This window comes from Aestuariivirga sp. (assembly GCF_046294715.1).
In the GTDB taxonomy this organism is placed as follows: domain Bacteria; phylum Pseudomonadota; class Alphaproteobacteria; order Rhizobiales; family Aestuariivirgaceae; genus Aestuariivirga.
In genome coordinates this window covers 1-22,217 of the sequence record NZ_JBKBKI010000015.1, presented here as the reverse complement: position 1 = coordinate 22,217, position 22,217 = coordinate 1, and the positions used below count along the sequence as shown (strand labels likewise).

Below are 22,217 nucleotides of genomic sequence, written 5' to 3'. Positions count from 1 at the left end.
CCATGTCGCTCTTCGTCGAAGACAACCTGTGGATCTTCCTGATCATGACCGTCTTCTTCGGCGGCGGGGCCGCTTTCCTGGCGGGGCGCGGCTTCGCCATGAAGTGGCGACCCGCGTGGATGCCGCTCATCGCCATGGTGCCCCTCGCTGCCGGGCTGCGCTTCCTGCACTTCGCGCTGTTCGAGGCGGAACTCACCTCGCTCCACTATTTTGTGACCGATTTCATCGTCCTGCTGGTGGGCTGTTTCCTCGGTTACCGGACGACACTTGCCCGCAAGATGGCCCGCCAGTATCCCTGGCTGTATGAGCAGGCGGGCCCGCTCAGCTGGAAGACCAAGAGCTAAACCGCCAATTAGAAAGGCATTTTCCCTCTTTCCAAGCCATCGTCTTTGAGCAAAGATGAGATGGGGCGGAAAACACCCGAAAATAAATCCAACCTGGGAGTCGTGAAGATGAAGAAGTTTCTCCTGGCCGGAGTCGCGCTCGGTTTCGGAGCCGCGCTCAGCGCTTCGGCCGCGCTCGCCGACATCACGGTCGGCATTGCCGGACCGTTTACCGGCCAACTGGCTGCCTATGGCGAGCAGTACACGCAGGGTGCCAAGAAGGCGGTGGAAGACATCAACGCCGCCGGCGGCATCAATGGCGAAAAGCTGGTGCTCGAAATGGGCGATGATGCCTGCGACCCGAAGCAGGCGGTGAACGTCGCCAACCAGCTCGCGTCGAAGGGCGTGAAGTTCGTGGCCGGTCACTTCTGCTCCGGTTCCTCGATCCCCGCTTCCAAGGTTTATGAGGAAGAGGGCATCCTGCAGATCACGCCGGCCTCCACCAACCCGAAGTTCACCGACGAGGGCGGATGGAACGTGGCCCGCGTCTGCGGCCGCGACGACGCGCAGGGCAAGGTGGCGGGCGCATTCCTGGCCAAGTCCTATGCCGGCAAGAAGGTGGCCATCGTCGACGACAAGTCGGCCTATGGCAAGGGCCTCGCCGACGAGACCCGCAAGGCGATGAACGCGGCCGGCCTCACGGAAGTCCTGAACGAGTCGATCAACGCCGGCGAGAAGGACTATTCGGCTCTCGTCTCCAAGCTCAAGGATGCGGGCGTCGAAGCCCTCTATTTCGGCGGCTACCATCCGGAAGCCGGCCTCATCCTGAAGCAGATGGGCGAGCAGGGCCTCAATGCCCGCATGCTCTCGGGCGACTCGATGAATGCGGCCGAGCTGTGGACCATCGCCGGCAAGGCCGCCGAGAACCTGATCTTCACCTTCGCTCCGGAACCGCGCAACTTCGAGACCGCCAAGAAGGTGGTGGATGAGTTCAAGGCCTCGGGCTACGATCCGGAGGGCTACACGCTCTACACCTATGCCGCCTTCGAGATGTACAAGGCGGCGGCGGAAGCCACCAAGTCCACGGACAACCAGAAGATCGCCGAGTGGCTGCGCGCCGGCAACGCGGTGCCGACCGTGCTGGGCGAGATCAAGCTCGACTCGAAGGGCGACCTGACCGATCCCAAGTATGTCTGGTACACCTTCAAGGACGGCAAGTATTTCGAGGATCCCTCGATCCAGTAAGTGCTCTGGAAGTGCCTGCCCTGCGGCAGGCACTTTCTTCTTTGACGGCCAACAACAACAGTCAATCAGGGAGAAAGTGCATGAACAAGTTCGTACTCACCGGCGTTGCCTTCAGCTTCGCCGCCGTTCTTTCCGCCACCTCGGCTCTGGCCGACATCACCGTGGCCACCGTTGGCCCGATCACCGGCCAGCTGGCCGCCCTTGGCGAGCAATACAGCCAGGGCGCCAAGAAGGCGGTGGAGGACATCAACGCTGCCGGCGGCATCAATGGCGAGAAGCTGGTGCTGGAAATCGGTGACGATGCCTGCGACCCGAAGCAGGCGGTGAACGTCGCCAACCAGATGGCTTCGAAGGGCGTCAAGTTCGTGGCCGGGCACCTCTGCTCGGGCTCCTCGATCCCCGCCTCCAAGGTCTATGAGGAAGAGGGAATCCTGATGATTTCCCCGGCCTCCACCAACCCCAAGCTCACCGACGAGGGCGGCTGGAACGTGGCCCGCGTCTGCGGCCGCGACGACGCGCAGGGCAAGGTGGCGGGCGCGTTCCTGTCCAAGAACTATGCCGGCAAGAAGGTGGCCATCGTCGACGACAAGTCGGCCTATGGCAAGGGCCTCGCCGACGAGACCCGCAAGGCGATGAACGCCGCTGGTCTCACCGAAGCGCTGAACGAGTCGATCAACCCCGGCGAAAAGGACTATTCCGCCCTTGTCTCCAAGCTCAAGGATGCGGGCGTGGAAGCGGTGTATTTCGGCGGCTACCATCCCGAAGCCGGCCTCATCCTGAAGCAGATGGGCGAGCAGGGTCTCAATGCCAGGATGGTGTCGGGCGATTCGATGAACTCGGCCGAGCTGTGGACCATCGCCGGCAAGGCCGCCGAGAACCTGATCTTCACCTTCGCGCCCGACCCGCGGAACTTCCCTTCCGCCAACGCGATCGTGGAGCAGTTCAAGACCGCCGGCTACGATCCGGAGGGCTACACGCTCTACACCTATGCCGCCTTCGAGATGATGAAGCAGGCGGCCGAGGCCACGAAGTCGAACGATCCGCAGAAGATCGCCGAGTGGCTGCGCGCCGGCAATACCACGAAAACGGTGCTGGGCGACATCACGCTCGATGCCAAGGGCGACCTCGTGAACCCCGTCTACGTCTGGTACACCTTCAAGGACGGCAAGTATTTCGAGGATCCCTCGATCCAGTAAGTCCTGCCTCGTCATGACTGGGGGCCCGCGCATAAGGATGCGCGGGTCCTTTTTCTTGCGCCGCACTGCCGAAGGCCCGATAGTGGCTGCCTGCGAACACCCACCATGGCCAGAACCAGCCTCACCATCGCCTTGGCCGCCCTCCTGCTCGGCAGCATGCCGGCGCGGGCCGATGTGCTGCTCGGTGCGGCAGGCCCTTTCTCCGGCGCCAACGCCGCGCTGGGCGAGCAGCTCCGCCGCGGCGTGGAGGTGGCGGTCAGCGACCTCAATGCCACCGGCGGCCTGCGCGGCGAGAGGCTCGCCGTGACCTTCGGCGACGACGGCTGCGACCCGCGGAAAGCCGTGGAGGTGGCCACCGGATTCGTCTCGGAAGGGGTGAAGGCGGTGATCGGGCATTATTGTTCGGGTGCCTCGATCCCCGCCTCGCAGGTCTATGCCAAGGCCGGCATCGTGCAGATCAGCCCGGCTTCCTCCCACCCCAAGCTCACTGACGAGGGACCCTGGAACGTCCTGCGCCTGGTGCCGCGCGACGACGACCAGGCGGCGGCCGCGGCCCGGCTCGTGATCGAGAAATTTCCCGGCCGCAAGATCGCCATCGTGAACGACCAGGCGCCCGGCCCGGCGGGCCTTGCCTCCCGCTTCCGTGCCGTGCTGGTGGAGAAAGGCATCGCCCCTGCGGCTGAAGAGAGCTTCAAGGCGGGCAGCAAGGAGTTCGGCGCGCTGGCGGAACGCCTCGCGGCGGCGGGCGTCGAGGTCGTCTACTTCGCCGGCTCCTACGTGGAAGGCGGGCTTCTCGCGAGAGCCCTCAGGGCTGCGGGTTCCTCCGCACAGATCGTCGCCGGGGACTCGCTCGTCTCCGAGGATTTCGCCAACACGGCGAAGGAGGCGGCCGAAGGCACTCTGGTAACCTTCACCTTCGATCCGCGCAAGCTGCAATCCGCCCGCTCGCTCGTCGAGCGTTTGCGCGCGGAGGAGCAGAGCGCCGAGGGCTTCACGCTCTACGCCTATGCCGCCGTACAGGTCTGGGTGGCCGCCGCTGAGGCCACCGGCGGCACCGACAGTACCCGCATCGCCCAGTGGCTGCGCGCCGGCAACCGTGTGAACACGGTGGTGGGCCCCGTCCAGTTCGACGCCAAGGGCGATCTCATGTCGCCCCGCATCGCCTGGTTCAGATGGGACGGCGGGCGCTACATCGAGATAGACCCGGCGACCCTCGATCCCCCTGTCCTCGACACAACACCCTGACGGAGCCTACATGCGCGCCTTTTTCGTGCAGATCAAATGCGAGCTCGGAAAGTCCTACGAGGTAGCGACCGCCATTGCCGATGCCGAGATCGCGTCGGAGATCTATTCAACGGCCGGCGGCTATGACCTGCTGGTGAAGTTTTATCTCGACGAGAAGGAAGACGTGGGGCACTTCGTGGCCCAGAAGATCCAGTCCATTCCCGGAATCCGGGACACCTACACCCTCATCACCTTCAAGGCGTTCTGAGTCATGCGCTTGCTCTTCGCCGTGCTTCTCGTGCTTCTCGGATGCGGCAGGAGCCTGGCGGCGGACGGCGCGGCCCTCGGCCTCATCGGCTATTCGCCTGACAGCCGCTATTTCGCCTTCGAGCAATTCGGCGTGCAGGACGGTTCGGGCTTTCCCTATTGGGACGTGTTCATCGTCGATCTCAAGGCGAATGAATGGGTGAAGGGCTCGCCCTACCGTGCGCTGGTCGAGGACGAAAACGCCACGGTCGCCGCCGCCCGGGAAAAGGCGCGGGGTGCGGCCACCGGCGCTCTCGCGGCACATGGGATCAACGAACCCGCGATGCTGCTGGCGGCAATGCCCGCGACCGAAGTCTCGGCGGACCGGCAGCGCATCGCCTTCGACCGCTGGTATCAATCCATGGGGGCACGCACCGGAAACGCCTCAGACGTGCTGGGCCGGCATGAACTCCTGGTGGAGGATATCGCCCTGCCCCGGCCCGCGGAATGCCCGGCGGAGGACGGCGAGAGCTACGGCTTCCGCCTCACTCTACGGGACTATCACGCCGGCACCAGCCGGGTCATCCACGAGGACAAGAGCATCCCCGCCTCGCGCCACTGCCCCGTGGGATACGACATGGTCGCCGTGGTGGCGCAGGCGGGCCTTCCGGTAACCGACCGACTCGTCGCCATCGTGGGCGTCTATGCCCGCGGATTCGAAGGCGCGAACCACCGCCTGATCGCGGTGCCCTTCGCGGTGAGCGAGTAACTTCGCACTCGCACGACACGCCCGGATTTGTTAAGCGGGCGGCGGAATTCCGTTGAGAAGGGCCGCCGATGATCCCGCGCTACACCCGCAAAGAAATGGCTGAGATCTGGGAGCCGCAGACGCGCTTCCGCATCTGGTTCGAGATCGAGGCACATGCGACGGACGCGCTCGCCGAACTCGGCGTCGTGCCGAAGGAGGCCGCGGCGAAGATCTGGGAGAAGGGCAAGGACGCCGTCTTCGACGTCGGCCGCATCGACGAGATCGAGGCCGTCACCAAGCATGACGTGATCGCCTTCCTCACGCATCTCGCGGAGATCGTCGGCCCCGAGGCCCGCTTCGTTCACCAGGGCATGACCTCCTCCGACGTGCTCGACACCTGCCTCAACGTGCAGCTCACCCGCGCGGCGGACCTCCTGATCGCCGATGTCGACGGCCTTCTCGCCGCGCTGAAGCGCCGGGCCTTCGAGCACCGGAATACGGTTTGCATCGGGCGGAGCCACGGCATACACGCCGAGCCCACCACCTTCGGCATCAAGCTCGCCCAGGCCCATGCCGAGTTCCAGCGTGCCCGCGAGCGGCTGGACATGGCGCGGAAGGAAGTGGCCACCTGCGCCATATCGGGGGCGGTCGGCACCTTCGCCAACATCGATCCGCGCGTCGAGGAGCATGTGGCGCGGAAGATGGGCCTCGCGCCGGAGCCCGTCTCCACCCAGGTCATCCCGCGCGACAGGCACGCCATGTATTTCGCGGCGCTCGGCGTGGTGGCAAGCTCGGTCGAGCGGCTGGCGACCGAAATCCGGCACCTGCAGCGCACCGAGGTGCTCGAGGCAGAGGAATATTTCTCGCCCGGGCAGAAGGGCTCCTCCGCCATGCCGCACAAGCGCAACCCGGTGCTCACCGAAAATCTCACCGGCCTTGCGCGCCTCGTGCGGTCCGCCGTCACGCCGGCGCTCGAGAACGTGGCGCTCTGGCATGAGCGTGACATCTCGCATTCCTCGGTCGAGCGCGGCATAGGGCCAGATGCGACGGTCCATCTCGATTTCGCGCTGAAGCGCCTCACCGGGGTGGTCGACAAGCTGCTCGTCTACCCTGAAAACATGCGGAAGAATCTCGACCGGCTCGGCGGCCTCATCCACTCCCAGCGCGTGCTGCTGGCCTTGACCCAGAAGGGCATGAGCCGCGAGGACGCCTATGCCGCCGTGCAGCGGAACGCCATGCCCGTTTGGCGCGGGGAAGCGAATTTCCTCGATCTCCTGAAGCAGGACAAGGACGTCTCCGCCCTGCTCTCTCCGGTGGAACTCGAAAGCCTGTTCGACCTCGGCTACCACACGAGGCACGTGGAGACGATCTTCCGGCGGGTGTTCGGCGAGACCTAGTCGACGGGAAGGAACCACATCGCAAGGAACGGGCTGCCCCCCGAACGCATGGCGTGGAGGATGCCGGGCGGATTGTAGATCACTCCGCCGGGGCCGGGCTCTTTCCAGTCCATCTCGGCATTCCACCACTCCCCTGGCGTGAAGGCGAGATAGATTTCCTCCGGCGGGTGGTGATGATCGGGATATGTGATGCCGGGCGCCATTACCGTGGCGCCGACCCAGACGTCGTCACGCTCCTCGATGCCGCCGCGGCCGATCAGCGTGGTGTTCGCATGTCCGCTTTCGAAGGGCTGGTCCTGGGGCGAGACGCCCTTGCGCTTCGTCCAGCGCAGCCGCGCCTCCACTGCAGCGAAGGCGCTCGCAAGCTCCGGCATGGGTGACGGCAGCGCGGCCATCCCTGCATAGGCGGCGTCGAGGTGATGGTGGCAGACGGGAAGCCGCCCGGCTTCGACGGCACCGGAAACACCGGTCCGCGCCGCCAACCTTTCGAACACGCGACGGGCGGCCGCTGCGGGCCGCTCTCCGGCACCCCCGAGGATCGCATCGCGGGAAAGGTCGAGGACCAGTTGCAGGTTGAGGTCGCGCGCCGTCATCAGAGAAGACCTATCGCGCCGCCGCCGAATGGGTCAAGTCAACACGCTCCTACTGCGGATGGCTCTCCAGCCACTTGTTCAGCTGCTCGATTTCCTTCGCCTGGTCGGCTTTCATCTTCTCGGCGATCTCCTTGATCTCGGCATCGATGTCGTTCTGCGCCAGCAGGACATCGGCCATGTCGATGGCGCTCTGGTGGTGCGGGATCATCATGCGGGCGAAATCTCCCTCGGGATCGCCCGTCATTTCCATCTTCATCATGGACTGCTGCATGGTCTGCATGGCTTTCATGTAGCCCCGGTCGGCTTCCGACATCTCGGCACCGGCGCGCATGTTCATCATGTTCATCATGGTTTCGGATTGCGCCTCGGCCTGCTCGGCGGCCTGTTCCTGTTCCTGGGCGAGGGCGGGCGCGGCAAGGAGGGCCAGCGAGAAGGCGGCGGTCAGAAGCTTGCTCATGGCGGATCTCCAGCATCACGCGCCGGCCCTGCGCCGGAACGCGTCGGAGTCCAATGCAGCCGGGGCCGGTGCGGTTCCCACCCGCGGGGTTCACTGCTCGAACAGGAACTCGCGCCCGACCTTCACCCGGTTGACGCCGTCGTAGCGAATGATGTCTGCCGTTGCGTAGGTTTCCGTCAGCGTGGCGGGCAGGAAGCTGCCAGTCCCCACCATGTCCAGCGGTGCCCGCGCCGCGCCCATGATCTGGCATTTCTGCGGGTCGAAGCCGGAGGAGCCGACGATGGTCGCCCTGTGATAGCCCGCCGCATCCAGCGCCCGGCGCACATGGATGATGGCGGCGGCCGAGACGCCCTTGCCGAACAGGATGCGGCGCACCTTGTCGACGAGGATGTTGTTGGGGTCGAGCTGGAATGCGCGGCCCCCCAGCACCTGCTCGACGATGTTGTACTCGCCGTGGACACCCAGCCACTGGCCGACCGTATCCACCGATTTCTCGTAGTCGAGGCCTTCGGCGAAACGCCCGCCATGGGTGTCGAGCCTGACGCCGAAGCTCTTGCCCTCCTGGTCGAGCCTGGCCTCGTCGTAGAACCAGCGCGCGCAGCGTATCGAATCCGTCACCTCGTGGCCCGTGTAGTCGACGAGCGCGGTCAGGTTCCGCACCTCGGGAATCCCCGCGGCGAAGAGCTTCATCGCCGCGAGCACATCACCGCCGGTGAAGCCCACCAGGGCATGCGGCATCGTGCCCATGCCGGAGGCCGCGCCGAAGAAGGGCGCGGTCAGGTCCTGCGAGGAGCCGATGAAGCCCTTGACATTCGGGTCCGCCCGCCGGGCCGCGGCGGTGCCCACGGCGGCGCCATAGGCGGCGAGGATGTTCATTTCCGCGCCCGAGCCGTGGCGCGCATGCATGTCCATGAAGGCGGCCGCCGGAATGGCCCGGCACATCTCGTAGGCGTTGTTGGCGGAGACGCAGGGAAAGCCGATCTTCTGCAGCATCAGCGTCTCGATCTCGGAGAGCCGGCGCATCGAGCCGGTGATCTCCAGCATCTTCGACTCTGAGGGAACGATGTCGCCCTCGGCGTAGAAGCGCCTGATCTCCACGTCCGGCACGAAATGCCGCACCAGCCGGATGGCGGGCTCGAGGGCCGCCACCACGCGCCGCCGCATGAACACCGCGAAGGTCACGCGGGAATCGCCATTGGCGCCAACGATCCGGCTGGTGTTGGTGAAATACTTGTCCGTCTGGGCTTCGATGGTGCCGGCGCAGAGCACCAGCCCGATCAGGCGATCGAGAATCGCCTCATGGCCCGGAATGAGGGAGGCATGCTGATCCATGGTGCCCCACTCTGGCGCGGAACGGATTCCGCGTCAAACCTCGAGGGATTTCAGGAGCGAGGCGGAGCCCCAGTGCAGGAGGTCGACGTCCACCGCGGCGGCGATGAAGGTGAAGCCCAGCGCGCGGTACGCCTTGATCACATCGGCAGAGCCGCCGAAGGCGCCGGCGGCGAGGCCGTTGCGGCGGGCCGCGGCGGAGACCTTCTCCATGGCGGCCAGCGTCTCCTTCCCCAGCTTGTCGATGCGCGCCCCCCGGGAGAGGGTGATCGACAGGTCGGAGGGGCCCACGAACAGCCCGTCGAGCCCCGGCGTTGCGGCGATGTCCTCGAGGTTCTCGAGCGCCTCCACCGTTTCCACCATGGCGAAGACCATGGTCATGCGGTTGGCCTCCCGGAGATATTCGGCGGGCGTCAGGCCGGAAGCCTGGAGCGCCGTGTAGCCGCCCCAGCTCCGGGCGCCGATGGGCGGATACTTCGCCGCCCGCACCAGCGCTTCGGCCTGGGCACGGGTGTTGACCATCGGCGAGATCACGCCGCAGGCGCCGGCATCGAGTGCCTGGCCGGGAACAGCGGGGTCGTTCCACAGGGCGCGGACGATTGCAGGCCGCCCTGCCCCGTTGATGGCGGCGATCATCGGCACGGCATCGGAAAATCCGATCATGCCGTGCTGCATGTCGAGGCAGACGCCGTCGAAAGGCAGCCGGGCCGCCTGCGCCGCCAGCCCGGCGGAAGGAATGGAGAGCCATGAAAAGAGGAACGGCTCGCCGGAGGCGAGCCGTGCCCTGAGATCGAAATGCGCGGCCGTCACCTAGGACGACGCCTTGACCTGCTGGATGGCGGTGGCCATCAGCTCGTCCATGGTGCGGCGGATCTGGTGGTCGGACTGGGAAACCGACTTGGCGTCAAAATCGGAACGGATCTTCTTGAACACGTCCTCGTCGCCCGCCTCCTGGAAATCCGCCATGACGACCGTCTTCGCATAGGCTTCCGCCTCCGCGCCGGAAAGGCCAAGCTTTTCAGCGGCCCAGAGCCCGAGGAGCTTGTTGCGGCGGGCGGCGGCCTTGAACTGCAGTTCCTCGTCGAGCGCGAATTTCTTCTCGAAGCCTTCCTCCCGCTTGTCGAAGGTCGTCATGCATGTCTCCCTGTCATGAGATCAGAACTAAGGCCTTGAATTAGACGCCTCCCCCGGCCAAATCAACTGAACAAACAGTCATTGTGCAGCGCACCACGTTGGGTTAAGGAGCGGGCAAGTTTCGGGGGGAAACGTCGCCCCCTTGCCGCAACAGAACTGGCGCAGGCTGCCTTCCGGGTCTAAAGGGACGGGAGTGGATTAGGGATTTGATGAGGATATTTCAGATGAACAGCAGGCGCACCCGGATCTACGAAGGCAAGGCCAAAATTCTCTACGAAGGTCCGGAGCCGGGCACCATCATCGTTCACTTCAAGGACGACGCCACCGCCTTCAACGCCCAGAAGAAGGCCGTGATCGAGGGCAAGGGCGTCCTCAACCAGCGGATCTCGGAATTCATCTTCACGCGCCTCAACGAGCTCGGCATCCCCACCCATTTCCTGCGCTCCCTCAACATGCGCGAGCAGCTCGTGCGCGAGGTCGAGATCGTGCCGCTCGAGGTCGTCGTGCGCAACGTGGCGGCGGGCTCGCTGGCCAAGCGCCTGGGCCTCGAGGAAGGCCACCAGCTGCCCCGCTCCATCATCGAGTTCTACTACAAGAACGACCAGCTGGGCGATCCCATGGTCTCGGAAGAGCACATCACCGCGTTCAACTGGGCTTCCCCCCAGGAGATCGACGACATGATGCACATGGCGATCCGCATCAACGACTTCATGTCCGGCCTTTTCCTCGGCATCGGCATCAAGCTCGTGGATTTCAAGATCGAATTCGGCCGCCTCTACGAGAACGACATGATGCGCATCGTGCTGGCCGACGAGATCAGCCCCGATTCCTGCCGGTTGTGGGACATCAAGACCCAGGACAAGCTCGACAAGGACCGGTTCCGCCGCGACATGGGCGGCCTCGTCGAGGCCTATCAGGAAGTGGCCCGCCGTCTCGGCATCATCGCCGAGGGCGAGAAGCCGGAACGCTCCAAGCCGAAGCTCGTGAAGTCGGACCTGAACTGACATGAAGGCGAAGATCAAGGTCACGCTGAAGAACGGCGTGCTGGACCCGCAGGGCAAGGCCATCGAGGGCGCGCTCGGCCACTTGGGCTTCGGCGGTGTCGCCGAAGTGCGGCAGGGCAAGTATTTCGAGATCGACCTCGCCGAGACCGACCGCGCCAAGGCCAAGGAACTGGTGAAGGCGATGTGCGAGAAGCTCATCGCCAACACCGTCATCGAGAACTACGACATCGAACTCGCCTGAGGCGCCGCACATCCATGAAATCCGCCGTCGTCGTCTTCCCCGGCATCAACCGCGAGCGCGACATGATGATGGCGCTCGAGAGCATCACCGGGGCGAAACCCGTCTCCGTCTGGCACACGGAAACCGAGCTGCCGAAGGTCGATCTCGTGGTGGTGCCGGGCGGCTTCTCCTATGGCGACTACCTGCGCTGCGGCGCCATCGCAGCACGTTCACCCATCATGCAGGATATCCGCGCCAAGTCCTTGAAAGGGCTTAAGGTTCTTGGCGTGTGCAACGGCTTCCAGATCATTACCGAGGCAGGCCTCCTGCCCGGTGTCCTGGTGAGGAACGCCGATCTCCGCTTCGTCTGCCGGGAGGTGAGGCTCGCGGTCGAGAACGACCGCACCTTCTTCACAAACCGGATGAAGAAGGGCGATGTGGTCTCCTGCCCCGTCGCCCATGGCGAGGGCAACTACATCTGCGACGCGGAAACGCTGAAACGGCTCGAGGGCGAGAACCGCGTCGTCTTCCGCTATGCCGAGGGGACGAACCCCAACGGCGCCTTGAACGACATCGCGGGCATCGTCAACGAGGCCGGCACGGTGATCGGCATGATGCCGCACCCCGAGAACATGATCGAGCCGCTGCACGGCAAGACGGACTGCCGGCCGCTGTTCGAGAGCCTGCTGGCCGCATAGTTCAAGCCGTCGTCCCGGCGAAGGCCGGGAGCCAGCTTTCCGCGTGGTTGCTGCCCGAAGCTGAACACCGGCCTTCGCCGGGGTGAGGGAACTGAGGGCGATTGAGAATACTGACCTGAGGCCCTAGAGACTGCCCATGACCCTCGCCAACGACATCAAGATCACCCCGGACCTCGTCAAGCAGCACGGCCTCAAGCCCGAGGAATACGAGCGCTTCGTGAAGCTGCTGGGCCGCGAGCCGACGCTGACCGAGCTCGGCATCTGCTCGGCCATGTGGAACGAGCACTGTTCCTACAAGTCATCCAAGAAATGGCTCAAGACCATGCCCACCAAGGGCCCGAAGGTGATCCAGGGGCCGGGCGAGAATGCGGGCGTGATCGACATCGGCGACGGCGACGCCATCGTCTTCAAGATGGAGAGCCACAATCACCCCTCCTTCATCGAGCCCTACCAGGGAGCGGCCACCGGCGTGGGCGGCATCCTGCGCGACGTGTTCACCATGGGTGCGAGGCCCATCGCCGCCATGAACGCCCTGCGCTTCGGCGAGCCCTCCCACCCCAAGACGCGCCACCTCGTGTCGGGCGTCGTCCACGGCATCGGCGGCTACGGCAACTCCTTCGGCGTGCCGACCATCGGCGGCGAGGTGAACTTCCATGCCCGCTACAACGGCAACATCCTCGTCAACGCCATGGCGGTCGGGCTCGCCCGCACCGACTCCATCTTCTATTCCAAGGCCAGGGGCGTGGGCCTTCCCGTCGTCTATCTCGGCGCAAAGACGGGCCGCGACGGCATCCACGGCGCCACCATGGCCTCGGCCGAGTTCGACGACAAGGCGGAGGAGAAGCGCCCCACCGTGCAGGTGGGTGATCCCTTCACCGAGAAATGCCTGCTCGAGGCGTGCCTCGAACTCATGGCGTCGGGCGCGGTCATCGCCATCCAGGACATGGGTGCGGCCGGCCTCACCTCCTCCGCCGTCGAGATGGGGGCCAAGGGCGATCTCGGCATCGAGCTCGACCTCGACAAGGTGCCCTGCCGCGAGGCGGGCATGACGGCCTACGAGATGATGCTGTCCGAGAGCCAGGAGCGCATGCTCATGGTGCTGGACCCCGCGAAGGAGAAGGAGGCGCAGGCCATCTTCCAGAAGTGGGACCTCGACTTCGCCATCGTGGGAAAGACCACCGACACGCTGCGCTTCGTCATCAAGCACCACGGTGAGGTGATGGCGGATCTCCCCATCAAGCAGATGGGCGACCAGGCGCCCGAATATGACCGCCCGTGGGTGGAGCCGAAGAAGCAGCCGGTGCTGAGGGACGTGCCCGCCCCGAACGATCTCAGGGCGGCGATCCTGAAGATCGCCGGCTCGCCCGACATGTGCTCCAGGCGCTGGGTGTGGGAGCAGTATGACAGCCTGATCGGTTCCAACACGGCGCAGGTTCCGGGCGGCGATGCCGGCGTCGTCCGCATCCGCGGCAAGAAGGCGATCGCGGTCTCCACCGACGTGACACCGCGCTATGTCGAGGCTGATCCGTTCGAAGGCGGCAAGCAGGCGGTGGCCGAATGCTGGCGCAACCTGACGGCCGTCGGGGCCGATCCCATCGCCATCACCGACAACCTCAATTTCGGCAATCCCGAGCGGCCGGAGATCATGGGACAGTTCGTCAAGGCCATCCAGGGACTCTCGGAGGCCTGCACCGCCCTCTCCTTCCCGATCGTCTCGGGCAACGTCTCGCTCTACAACGAGACGAACGGCCAGGCGATCCTCCCCACGCCCGCCATCGGCGGCATCGGCCTCATCCCCAACCTCGAACGCATGGCGACGCTCCGCTTCAAGGCGGAGGGCGATGCCATCATCCTGATCGGAGGCCATGGCAGCCATCTCGGCCAGTCGATCTATCTCCGCGAGGTTCTGGGCCGCGAGGAAGGTGCCCCGCCGCCCGTGGACCTCGCCCGCGAGAAGGCCAGCGGCGACTTCGTGCGCTCACTCATCAGATCCGGCCAAGTCTCTGCCGTGCATGACATTTCCGATGGCGGGCTGGTCATGGCGGTGATCGAGATGGCGATCGCCTCCGGTCTCGGCGCTGCGCTCTCTCCCCTCACCCATGAACAGCTCTTCGGCGAAGACCAGGCGCGCTACGTCATCAGCGCGCCGGCCGGAACGGCAGCTTCCATCCTGGAGAACGCCCGTAACGCCGGCATTGCCGCAGACAGGGTGGGAACGGTGACGGCTGACGCCACGTTGAAGATCGAGTCCGGCCCTTCTATATCTGTGGCCGAATTGCGCACTGCCCATGAAGGCTGGTTCCCGGCCTACATGGCGGGCGAGCTCTGAGGGGAAAGACGCAATGGCCATGTCCGCCACCGACATCGAGCGCTTCATCAAGGAAGCGCTTCCCGATGCGCAAGTGACGATCCGCGATCTCGCCGGGGATGGCGACCACTACGCGGCCAGCGTCGTCTCCGCCGCCTTCAAGGGCAAGTCCCGCGTGCAGCAGCACCAGATGGTCTACGCCGCGCTGCGCGGCCGCATGGGCGGGGAATTGCACGCACTCGCGCTGCAGACGAGCGCGCCGGAATGAAAGAATCAAAGAGGACAGAGAAATGACCGACATCAACCAGTGGATCGACAACGAGGTGAAGACGAACGATGTGGTTCTCTTCATGAAGGGCACGCCGGACATGCCGATGTGCGGCTTCTCCGGCCGCTCGGTGCAGATCCTCCAGCACCTCGGCATTCCCTTCAAGGGCATCAACGTGCTGGATTCGAACGAGCTCCGCCAGGGCGTGAAGGACTATACCAACTGGCCGACCATCCCGCAGCTCTACGTGAAGGGCGAGTTCGTCGGCGGCTCCGACATCATGATGGAGATGTTCCAGTCGGGCGAGCTGAAGCAACTCCTCTCCGAGAAGGGCGTTTCGTAACCATCCCGCGAGAGGCTAGGGCCCCAGCCTTTTCAGCATCGCATCGATCTGCCCAGCCGTCGCCTCGTCCGCGACGGCTTTCGCGCTTTCGAGATCGGCCGCGGCGCCCGGGATGTTGCCGATCCTGATGCGGAAGGCGGCGCGCGCCACGTGCACCTCGAAATCTTGCGGAGCCACGGAGATCGCCTTGTCGAAGTCCAGAACGGCGCTCTCGACGTCCTTCAGCGCCAGCTTCGCCTCGGCCCGGCCCGCGTAGGCGCGGCCGAAGGCCGGATCCCCCAGCACCGCCGTGGTGAAATCCGCCACCGCATTTCCCGGCTCGCCGATCAGGAGCAGCAGCCTTCCCCTCTCGTAGGCGGCCCTCACATTGGCAGGGTCCGCTTCGAGCGCCGCCGTGAAGCCCGCCATCGCCTTCACCGGATCTCTGGCGGCCAGCGCCGCCATGCCCTCGGCATAACGCTCCTCCGCCGGACCCGCCCAGGCGGAGGCAGACGTGGCGACCGCCAGCAGCAGAAACGCAGCAATCCTGTCCATGGCGCCTCTGCTAGCCGTGCGCCGCATGTCTGGCAAGCTTCCGCGACATTGACCGCCGGGCGATGTTCGGGCACCCATGAGGGCCTTGCCGGATTGCCCATGGACAGCACCAAGACCCGTGCCATCTCCGCCCTGCTTCTCGCCATGGTCTTCTGGGGCTGCTCGGCCGTGTTCATGCGCACCCTCGCACTCTCGCTCAGCCCCGAGAACTCGCTGGCGATGCGCTATCTCTTTCTCACCCTCATCAACGTGACGGGCCTGGCCTGGCTCGGCACATGGCGGATTCCCAAGGCCGACTGGCCACGCTTCCTTGTGGCCGGGCTCGTCGGCATGGCCGGCTACAACTGGTTCGTGAATGCTGGGTTTGAGCTCGTGCCCGCGGGTATCGGCACGCTGGTCACCATGCTGGCGCCACTGATGATCGCCATGCTGGCAGCCACGCTGCTCGGCGAGAAGCTCACGCGCTACGTGCTCCTCGGGGTGCTTCTGGCGATTGCCGGTTCGCTGGTTCTGTTCTGGCCGGAGATCACCACGGCGGCGCCATCGGCGGTTTCGCTGCGGGGCGTCTTCTATCTCATCCTCTGCTGCGTCGGCTGGGCCATCTACACCATCGTCACCCAGCCCCTGCTCTCCCGCCACGACAGCTTCACGGTCACCGCCGTGACCATGCTCATCGCCGCCCCCGTCATGATCGGCGCGGCCAGCGAACCCCTGCCCGAGCTGGCTGCCCGGCTCGACGCGCGGCAGTGGCTGGAGGTTGCTTATCTGGTGCTCGCCGCCGGCATCGGCGGCACCCTGCTGTGGAATTATGGAACAAAGCATCTCTCGAGCAGTGCGGCGGGCACCTTCCTCTACCTGATCCCGGTCATCGCCGTGGCGGCGGGGGCCCTGGTGCTGGACGAGGCGGTGACCCTGCACGTGATCGGCGGCGGGCTCCTGATGCTGGCGGGTGTCGCCGCCGCGCAGTTCGGCCCTTCCCTCTTCGCGCGGAGGTGAACTTGATGGACCTCCGCGCCATCGCCGCATTGACCTTCACCATGATCGTCTGGGGCGTCAGCCCCGTCTTCTTCCGCTCGCTGTCGCTGGCGCTCGGGCCATCGGACCACCTGGCGATCCGCTATGCGCTCTCCGCCCTGCTGTTCCTCGTCATTCTCGCCGCCATCCGCTTCTGGCGCATCCGCCGAGAGGACTGGCCGCGCATGCTCTTCGTCTCGATCATCGGCTTCGGCGGCTACAGCGTCGGCTCGGCCTTCGGCTTCGAGCGCATCGCGGCCGGAACGGGGAGCCTCATCATCGGTACCCAGCCCCTGCTGATGGCGCTGATCGCCGCGCTGGCCGGCAAGGAGAGGCTCACCGCCGCGGCCCTGGCCGGGCTGGCGGTGGGCTTTGCCGGCATCGTCTTCCTCGTCTGGAACGACCTCGGCGTGACGGGCGACCCGGTGCAGTTCCTCACCGGCTGCGCGATGATCTTCGCGTCCGGCACCTGCTGGGCGATCTACGCCGTTGGCAGCAAGCCGCTCGCCCAGCGCTATGGCTCGCTGCCGATCACCGCCATGTCGATGGCGGTCTCGTCGGTGGCGCTGGTGCTGCTGTTCGCGCGGCCTTCGACGCTCGCCGCGGCCGGTGCCATGACACTGCGGACGTGGCTCGAACTCGCCTATCTCGTTCTCTTCGTCACGGGCCTCACCATGGTGACCTGGACCTACGGCGCGGCCCGGCTTTCCTCCGCCGCGGCGGGCGCTTTCCTTTATCTGGTGCCGCCCATCGGCGTGGCGGCGGGCGCACTCATGCTCGGCGAAACGGTGACGGGCGGCATGATCGTGGGCGGAACGCTGATCATGGCAGGCGTGGCGATGGCGCAGTTCGGCGGCCGGCTGGGCGGCCGCAGCATGGCAGGCCGCGGCATGGCGGCACTCGCCGCGGTGCTCTTCGCCGTGACGATGTGGGGGCTGATTCCGGTCGCCATGCGCTACCTCGTCACCGAGCTTTCGCCGCAGGCCGCCATGGTGCTCCGCCTCTATCCGGCGGGGCTTCTCGCGGTGCTGGTGCTGATTTCGGCGGGGGGCGTGCGGCGCATCGCCTGGCGCGACTGGGTGCGCATCGCGATAGCCTCGCTTGCCGGCAATCTCGGTTACCAGATTCTCGCCGCCTACGGCATGCAGACGGTGCCGGCGAGCTGGACCGGGCTTCTCTTCGGGCTCGAACCCGTGTTCATCGCGCTCTTCGCCGTGATCCTCGCCGGCGACCGGCTCACGCCCTGGCTCATCGCCGGCATCGCCGTCTCGATGCTCGGAACCGGCGCCCTCATGCTGGGCAGCACGCTGGCGCCATCGGGCGATGTCTCGCTGCTCGGGCTCGTGCTCGTCACCCTCTCCACCATGGGCTGGGGCATCTACACCGTGGTGATCCGCCCGGCCTCGCGCAAATATGGCGCATTGCCGGTGGCCTCACTCGCCATGGCGATCTCGGCGCTGCCCATGCCGTTCTTCGTCGATACGAGCTTTCCTTCAACCCTCGCCTCGATGAACGCCACGGCTTGGATGGCGGTCGGCTTCGTCGTGGTGTTCGGCACCTTCCTTGCCACCTCCGCCTGGAACTATGCGCTCGGCCACATGGAAAGCTCGATCGCCGGTGTGTTCCTCTACGTTCAGCCGGTGGTTGCGGCCATCGGCGGCGTGCTGCTCCTCGGCGAGAGCCTCACCTGGCCGCTCCTGCTGGGCGGGGTGCTGATCATCCTCGGCGTCGCCATCGCGCAGTTCGGCCCCCTCATGCGGAGAACGCGTTTGAGGCCCAACGCCGCCGCCGCTATGCAGTTGCAATGACGCATCCCGGCACCACCCGCACGCCATGGTATTACAGTGTCACGGTTCTCATCGTGGCGGGCTGCCTTGTCGCCATCGTCAATTTCGGCGTCAGGTCCACCTTCGGCTTCTTCACCCAGCCGATTTCCGAGGCCCATGGCTGGCCGCGCGAGATTTTCTCCTTCGCCATGGCCGTGCACAACCTGGTCTGGGGCCTCGCCACGCCGGTGGCCGGCATGCTGGCGGACCGCTACGGTTCGGCCCGCGTCCTCATGGCGGGCGCCGTGATCTATTGCATCGGTGTCGTCATGATGGCCTTCACCGAAACGCCCTTCATGTTCAACGTGGGCGGCGGGCTCCTCGTGGGCGTGGGTGTGGCCTTCTCCTCCTTTTCCATCGTCATGGCCGCGCTCGGCCGCATCGTGGCGCCGGAACGGCGCAGCTGGGCGTTCGGCATCGCCACCGCATCGGGCTCCATGGGCCAGTTCATCTTCGCCCCCCTCGGGGCCGCGCTGATCTCCGCCTATGGCTGGCAGAACGCACTCGTCGTGCTCGCCGCCCTGTCGCTGCTTATCGTCGTTTTCGCGCTGCCTCTCATGGTTCAGAACACCTCAGGGCCGCCGCGGAGTGCCGGCGAGGCCGATCTCACCATGCGCCAGGCCATCGGGCTGGCCTTCGGGCACCGTTCCTACCTGCTGCTCGTCTCGGGCTTCTTCGTCTGCGGCTTCCAGCTCGCCTTCATCGTGGTGCACATGCCGCCCTACCTCGCCGAGCACGGCATCTCGAAGGAGTTCGCGGGCTTCGCCATGGGGCTCATCGGGCTTTTCAACGTGCTTGGCTCCTACGCCGCCGGCATCATCGGCGGCAAGCGCGAGAAGCGCGTGCCGCTCGCCGTCATCTACCTCCTGCGGTCGGTCCTGGTGGCCGGCTTCGTGCTGCTGCCGGTGACGCCGCTCACCACGCTCCTGTTCACGATTTCGATGGGCCTCCTGTGGCTCTCGACCGTGCCGCTCACGATGGGCCTCGTCACGGTCATGTTCGGCACGCGCTACATGGCGACGCTCTATGGCTTCGTCTTCGTCAGCCACCAGGTCGGCTCCTTCCTCGGCGTGTGGCTGGGCGGCAGGCTCTACGACCAGTACGGCTCCTACGACGTCGTATGGTGGATGGGAGTGGCCCTGGGGCTCTTCGCCTTCATCGTGCATCTGCCGATCCGCGAGCAGCGGGAACCCCGCTTCGCCGTAGCCTGAGGAGGCGATGCGGAGCACGGGGCACAGGCTGGCGCTGGCGCTGTTTCTCGGCGTATTCGCCGTGTGGCTGCTGGGCATGGCGGTGGTGATGCGCCATGCCGCCCTTGGCCCCGAGGCCACCGGCACCATGCTCGCCGTGTTCGATCCCGGAACCCCGGAGGACGAGATCTTCGCCAGCCTGACCCGGGCCGAGGCGCGGGTGGTGCGCCAGGGCGGTCTTGGCTTCATCTGGGTGGTCTCCGGGGAAGAGCCGGGGCTCGCCGGCCGGCTGGAGAGGGAGGGTGCGCTCGGCGTCTACCGCGACCTTCCCATCAGCCCGGTCATCGCCGGCTGTTTCGGCTATGCCGATGCCAAGGTGGCGAGCCTCATGCCCTGATCAGGCGAGCCTCTCCTCGATCCACCTGAGGACCGGTTCGCGTGTCGGCAGCATGGAGGCATAACGGAGCCGTTCCTCGCTGTACGCCCCGAGAAGTCGACGAATCGCGGCGAGGCTCTCTCCGTCCCCCGCGAGGGAGGAGAGCGGGTCGGAATAGGTGTGGATGCCGAAGGCGAGCGCGCCGCTCCGCGGCAGGCGGAGGAAGGTCTGACGTTCCACCCGCATCCACAACATTTCACCTGCCAGCCGATGGTCTGCCCGGAGTCGTTCCGCCGCGCGCTCCGCCGCCTCGGCGTTGCCGGCGTGCGAGGTTTCCGGAAACAGGCGGCTGGCGATCGGCGTGATGAACCAGTTGAAGCGCACCACCGGTTTTCCCGGCTGGACATTGGCGATCACCCGGTCGATCCGGGCTCCCAGCTGCTCGTTGAGGCCCGGCACAGGCTCATGGGCGAAATGCATGTCGCGCCCCACGCAGGAGACGATGCGGCCCGAACTCGTATAGGCGTTCGAGGCGGCGATCACGATGTCGCGCCCGCCCTGCCGTTCGAACAGGACGAAATCCTCCTCCAGGATTCGGCTCGCGATTTCGAGCGGTTCCCGGCCGGACGCATCGAGTTCGTGCCGGCTGCCGTCCTCGCAGTCGATGAGGCGGCGCCCCTCCAGGCTGAAGTGTTGGGCATGATGGGCAAGGAGATTGGCCACCGCCAGTTCCAGCAGCTCGGACTGGGCCGGCCGTGAACTGGCGAGCGAGCGGTAGTAGAGCGGCGGCCGGCCTTCAAGGCGCTCGCGCTTCGCGGCCATGAAGGCGGCATGATCGGTGCCGATGTCCAGCCACTGCCCGGCCTCCATGGGTTGAAGGCCGATCTGGAAAATTGCCCCGGCGGTGAGGAAGGGGCGGTGACGGGGCTGGGCGCACGGCATCGGCATGAGCCGCTTATCGCCGCGCGGCCCGGCGATGTCCAGATCGGGCAAAACTTGGCAGCACTCTTCAAGAATTGCTGCTAACGCATTGTTTTATAACATTAAATCTATTTTCACAGCCTTGACCTGAACATCTCGTTCTTGGCAGCATTGCTGAGTCTCAACACTTGGAGGAGCGACATGAGTGACAGGGACTTCGAGCGTCAATTGCAGGGGTGGAGCCTGACGACGGCGGAAATCATGTACCGGATGCCTGATTACCGCAGCGTGCTGCAGACCTTCATCTGGCAGGACTACGACCTCGCCCCGAAGTTTCCGCGCCTCATCAAGTTCCTCGATTTCTGGTCGCACAACCTCGATGGGCCGCTCGCATCGGTCCGGGTGGCGCATGCGGGCATCGTGCGGCCGGTGGAGTTGCGCCACGTCGGAAGCGAGTGGCAGCTGCACTGAAGCCTGCCTCAGGCGTTGTTCTCCGGGTCAGCCGCCTCGATCTCGTCGAGCACGGCTTCGGGGGCGATGTTCTGCTTCACCTCCTGCAGTTCGGGGTCCGCCGCGACGGCCACGTCGAGGCGCCGCGCCACGGCTTCGAGGAGGCCCGCGAGCTTGGTGATCTCGTGTTCGGCGAGAAGACTGATCTGCAGGTCGAAATCGGCCCGCCGATCGGCCGCCGCGGCCATCCGGTTCTGGGCGATGAGCACGAAGGTCGAAAGGAAGATCGCCTCGACGGAGGCCCAGCTCGCCAGGATGACGAAGGAAGGATCCCAGACCGGAACCCCCGGCACCAAGCCCAGGTTGGCGATCACCCAGCCGCCGAACAGCGCGAGGTGCAGATAGACGAAGGCCATGCTCCCGGTAAACCGCGTGACGGCGCCGGCCAGCCTCTCCTGGAAGCTGGTGCCGCTCTCCTCGCGCTGCCTGCGCTCGCTCAGCGTCCGGATGTTGCGTGCCAGCACCGAACTGAGGCCGGGCGGTGAGGGCGGAGGCTGCGTCGGGCTGCGGCGGGGCCCCGCGGTTTCGGGCTGGCGATGACTGTCCATCGCCCCTGAACCGCCGGCGCCCTGCAGTGTTCCGCGCTTGCGGCAGGTCTCCGCTCGCGCCTGCCGGTCAGCGGTTCTTGATGGCCCCGACGATGGCGGTGAGGATGGCGCCGCCGGCGCCGCCGCCCACCACGCCCGAGATCAGAGAACCGATGTCGAGGCCCGAGGTGGCCGCAGCGGCCGCATCGGCCGGCACGGCTCCTCCCGTGAGGCGCTCCACGATCTGACCCAGCACGATGCCGCCGATGGCGCCCGCAATGGAGTTGCCAGTCGCGCCAAGGTCAAGCTTGGCGGAGGCCTTGCCGGCCGCGTTGCCGCCGATCACACCGGCGATGATCTGAATGATGAGCCCGACGATATCCATGGTTCCCCCTTGTTTTCCGGCGCCGGCGCAATCCTGCGGCGGCACGCCGAAACGGTTGCTATCGCGGAAATAGACAGTGGATTGTACTGCAGAAATCGATTCCGGCAAACAATGTTGCGCGGGGCTCGAAACGAAGGCGGACACGGGGTGGGCCCGCGGCCGCTGGACGTGACATTTGCGTCCCCGAGGGGGATCAGCGCG

Annotated in this window: 27 protein-coding genes; 18 read left to right on the top strand and 9 right to left on the bottom strand. The window is 65.8% G+C overall.

The window, feature by feature from the left end; genetic code table 11:
• Positions 1 to 2 precede the first annotated feature (2 nt).
• The 7 genes from ACK4HL_RS11590 (at position 3) to purB (ending at position 6,379) form a co-directional block, all read left to right on the top strand.
• Positions 3 to 344, top strand: a complete 342-nt coding sequence (locus ACK4HL_RS11590) for a DUF6867 family protein (RefSeq protein ID WP_409760414.1) — start codon at positions 3 to 5, stop codon at positions 342 to 344.
• A gap of 108 nt (positions 345 to 452) precedes the next feature.
• Positions 453 to 1,568: a branched-chain amino acid ABC transporter substrate-binding protein gene (locus tag ACK4HL_RS11585; protein WP_409760412.1), complete on the top strand. Its 1,116-nt coding sequence runs from the start codon at positions 453 to 455 to the stop codon at positions 1,566 to 1,568.
• Between the two features lie 80 nt (positions 1,569 to 1,648).
• Positions 1,649 to 2,764 (top strand): branched-chain amino acid ABC transporter substrate-binding protein, encoded by a 1,116-nt coding sequence (locus ACK4HL_RS11580; protein WP_409760410.1) that lies wholly within the window; start codon positions 1,649 to 1,651, stop codon positions 2,762 to 2,764.
• 105 nt (positions 2,765 to 2,869) lie between these two features.
• The gene (locus tag ACK4HL_RS11575; RefSeq protein WP_409760408.1) at positions 2,870 to 4,009 is read left to right on the top strand and encodes a branched-chain amino acid ABC transporter substrate-binding protein; all 1,140 of its coding nucleotides are present in this window, start codon (positions 2,870 to 2,872) and stop codon (positions 4,007 to 4,009) included.
• A 10-nt stretch (positions 4,010 to 4,019) separates the two neighbouring features.
• The gene (locus ACK4HL_RS11570) at positions 4,020 to 4,256 is read left to right on the top strand and encodes an Lrp/AsnC ligand binding domain-containing protein (RefSeq protein ID WP_409760406.1); all 237 of its coding nucleotides are present in this window, start codon (positions 4,020 to 4,022) and stop codon (positions 4,254 to 4,256) included.
• A gap of 3 nt (positions 4,257 to 4,259) precedes the next feature.
• Positions 4,260 to 5,003 carry a DUF2259 domain-containing protein gene (locus ACK4HL_RS11565; RefSeq protein ID WP_409760404.1) on the top strand — a complete coding sequence of 248 codons (744 nt, stop codon included), beginning with the start codon at positions 4,260 to 4,262 and terminating at the stop codon, positions 5,001 to 5,003.
• A gap of 68 nt (positions 5,004 to 5,071) precedes the next feature.
• Positions 5,072 to 6,379, top strand: a complete 1,308-nt coding sequence (gene purB / locus ACK4HL_RS11560; protein ID WP_409760402.1) for an adenylosuccinate lyase — start codon at positions 5,072 to 5,074, stop codon at positions 6,377 to 6,379.
• Here purB and ACK4HL_RS11555 read toward each other — a convergent pair.
• The 5 genes from ACK4HL_RS11555 to ACK4HL_RS11535 form a co-directional block, all read right to left on the bottom strand.
• A complete protein-coding gene (locus ACK4HL_RS11555) occupies positions 6,376 to 6,972 on the bottom strand; it encodes a dimethylsulfonioproprionate lyase family protein (RefSeq protein ID WP_409760400.1) in 597 nt (198 codons plus the stop codon). The two genes, purB and ACK4HL_RS11555, sit on opposite strands and share 4 nt — an antisense overlap.
• Before the next feature lie 49 nt (positions 6,973 to 7,021).
• A complete protein-coding gene (locus ACK4HL_RS11550) occupies positions 7,022 to 7,429 on the bottom strand; it encodes a DUF305 domain-containing protein (protein ID WP_409760398.1) in 408 nt (135 codons plus the stop codon).
• 90 nt (positions 7,430 to 7,519) lie between these two features.
• The gene (locus ACK4HL_RS11545; RefSeq protein ID WP_409760396.1) at positions 7,520 to 8,761 is read right to left on the bottom strand and encodes a hypothetical protein; all 1,242 of its coding nucleotides are present in this window, start codon (positions 8,759 to 8,761) and stop codon (positions 7,520 to 7,522) included.
• A gap of 33 nt (positions 8,762 to 8,794) precedes the next feature.
• Entirely contained in the window at positions 8,795 to 9,568 is a 774-nt protein-coding gene (locus tag ACK4HL_RS11540) for an HpcH/HpaI aldolase family protein (RefSeq protein ID WP_409760394.1), read from the bottom strand.
• The gene (locus ACK4HL_RS11535; protein ID WP_409760392.1) at positions 9,569 to 9,892 is read right to left on the bottom strand and encodes a DUF1476 domain-containing protein; all 324 of its coding nucleotides are present in this window, start codon (positions 9,890 to 9,892) and stop codon (positions 9,569 to 9,571) included.
• 224 nt (positions 9,893 to 10,116) lie between these two features.
• Between ACK4HL_RS11535 and purC the strand changes: the two genes are divergently transcribed.
• The 6 genes from purC to grxD all read left to right on the top strand — a co-directional run bounded on the left by purC (position 10,117) and on the right by grxD (position 14,733).
• Positions 10,117 to 10,896 (top strand): phosphoribosylaminoimidazolesuccinocarboxamide synthase, encoded by a 780-nt coding sequence (gene purC, locus ACK4HL_RS11530; protein WP_409760390.1) that lies wholly within the window; start codon positions 10,117 to 10,119, stop codon positions 10,894 to 10,896.
• Position 10,897: 1 nt separating this feature from the next.
• Positions 10,898 to 11,137 (top strand): phosphoribosylformylglycinamidine synthase subunit PurS, encoded by a 240-nt coding sequence (purS, locus tag ACK4HL_RS11525; RefSeq protein ID WP_409760388.1) that lies wholly within the window; start codon positions 10,898 to 10,900, stop codon positions 11,135 to 11,137.
• A gap of 14 nt (positions 11,138 to 11,151) precedes the next feature.
• Positions 11,152 to 11,814 (top strand): phosphoribosylformylglycinamidine synthase subunit PurQ, encoded by a 663-nt coding sequence (gene purQ, locus ACK4HL_RS11520; RefSeq protein ID WP_409760386.1) that lies wholly within the window; start codon positions 11,152 to 11,154, stop codon positions 11,812 to 11,814.
• Positions 11,815 to 11,950: 136 nt separating this feature from the next.
• Positions 11,951 to 14,143 (top strand): phosphoribosylformylglycinamidine synthase subunit PurL, encoded by a 2,193-nt coding sequence (gene purL / locus ACK4HL_RS11515; RefSeq protein WP_409760384.1) that lies wholly within the window; start codon positions 11,951 to 11,953, stop codon positions 14,141 to 14,143.
• Between the two features lie 13 nt (positions 14,144 to 14,156).
• Positions 14,157 to 14,390 (top strand): BolA family protein, encoded by a 234-nt coding sequence (locus ACK4HL_RS11510; protein WP_409760382.1) that lies wholly within the window; start codon positions 14,157 to 14,159, stop codon positions 14,388 to 14,390.
• 22 nt (positions 14,391 to 14,412) lie between these two features.
• Positions 14,413 to 14,733 (top strand): Grx4 family monothiol glutaredoxin, encoded by a 321-nt coding sequence (grxD, locus tag ACK4HL_RS11505; protein ID WP_409760380.1) that lies wholly within the window; start codon positions 14,413 to 14,415, stop codon positions 14,731 to 14,733.
• A 15-nt stretch (positions 14,734 to 14,748) separates the two neighbouring features.
• Here the strand turns inward: grxD and ACK4HL_RS11500 are convergent, their stop codons facing one another.
• Positions 14,749 to 15,267: a hypothetical protein gene (locus ACK4HL_RS11500; protein WP_409760378.1), complete on the bottom strand. Its 519-nt coding sequence runs from the start codon at positions 15,265 to 15,267 to the stop codon at positions 14,749 to 14,751.
• A 99-nt stretch (positions 15,268 to 15,366) separates the two neighbouring features.
• On the opposite strand from ACK4HL_RS11500, the gene ACK4HL_RS11495 reads away from it, so the two are divergent.
• From ACK4HL_RS11495 to ACK4HL_RS11480, 4 genes are read left to right on the top strand one after another with little or no spacing between them, the layout of a single operon-like run.
• Positions 15,367 to 16,263, top strand: a complete 897-nt coding sequence (locus ACK4HL_RS11495) for a DMT family transporter (protein ID WP_409760376.1) — start codon at positions 15,367 to 15,369, stop codon at positions 16,261 to 16,263.
• Positions 16,264 to 16,268: 5 nt separating this feature from the next.
• Positions 16,269 to 18,089: a DMT family transporter gene (locus tag ACK4HL_RS11490; RefSeq protein ID WP_409760374.1), complete on the top strand. Its 1,821-nt coding sequence runs from the start codon at positions 16,269 to 16,271 to the stop codon at positions 18,087 to 18,089.
• Complete coding sequence (locus ACK4HL_RS11485) at positions 18,086 to 19,318, top strand: MFS transporter (RefSeq protein ID WP_409760372.1); 1,233 nt, start codon at positions 18,086 to 18,088, stop codon at positions 19,316 to 19,318. Before ACK4HL_RS11490 ends, ACK4HL_RS11485 begins: the two co-directional genes overlap by 4 nt.
• A 7-nt stretch (positions 19,319 to 19,325) precedes the next feature.
• Entirely contained in the window at positions 19,326 to 19,694 is a 369-nt protein-coding gene (locus tag ACK4HL_RS11480) for a hypothetical protein (protein WP_409760370.1), read from the top strand.
• Here the strand turns inward: ACK4HL_RS11480 and ACK4HL_RS11475 are convergent, their stop codons facing one another.
• Positions 19,695 to 20,621, bottom strand: coding sequence for a heme-dependent oxidative N-demethylase family protein (locus ACK4HL_RS11475; RefSeq protein ID WP_409760368.1), 927 nt, complete (start codon positions 20,619 to 20,621; stop codon positions 19,695 to 19,697).
• A 174-nt stretch (positions 20,622 to 20,795) separates the two neighbouring features.
• On the opposite strand from ACK4HL_RS11475, the gene ACK4HL_RS11470 reads away from it, so the two are divergent.
• The gene (locus ACK4HL_RS11470; RefSeq protein WP_409760366.1) at positions 20,796 to 21,065 is read left to right on the top strand and encodes an usg protein; all 270 of its coding nucleotides are present in this window, start codon (positions 20,796 to 20,798) and stop codon (positions 21,063 to 21,065) included.
• A gap of 8 nt (positions 21,066 to 21,073) precedes the next feature.
• On the opposite strand, the gene ACK4HL_RS11465 is transcribed toward ACK4HL_RS11470, so the two are convergent.
• Positions 21,074 to 21,652: a DUF1003 domain-containing protein gene (locus ACK4HL_RS11465; protein WP_409760364.1), complete on the bottom strand. Its 579-nt coding sequence runs from the start codon at positions 21,650 to 21,652 to the stop codon at positions 21,074 to 21,076.
• A gap of 67 nt (positions 21,653 to 21,719) precedes the next feature.
• Positions 21,720 to 22,016 (bottom strand): hypothetical protein, encoded by a 297-nt coding sequence (locus ACK4HL_RS11460; RefSeq protein WP_409760362.1) that lies wholly within the window; start codon positions 22,014 to 22,016, stop codon positions 21,720 to 21,722.
• Positions 22,017 to 22,217 lie beyond the last annotated feature (201 nt).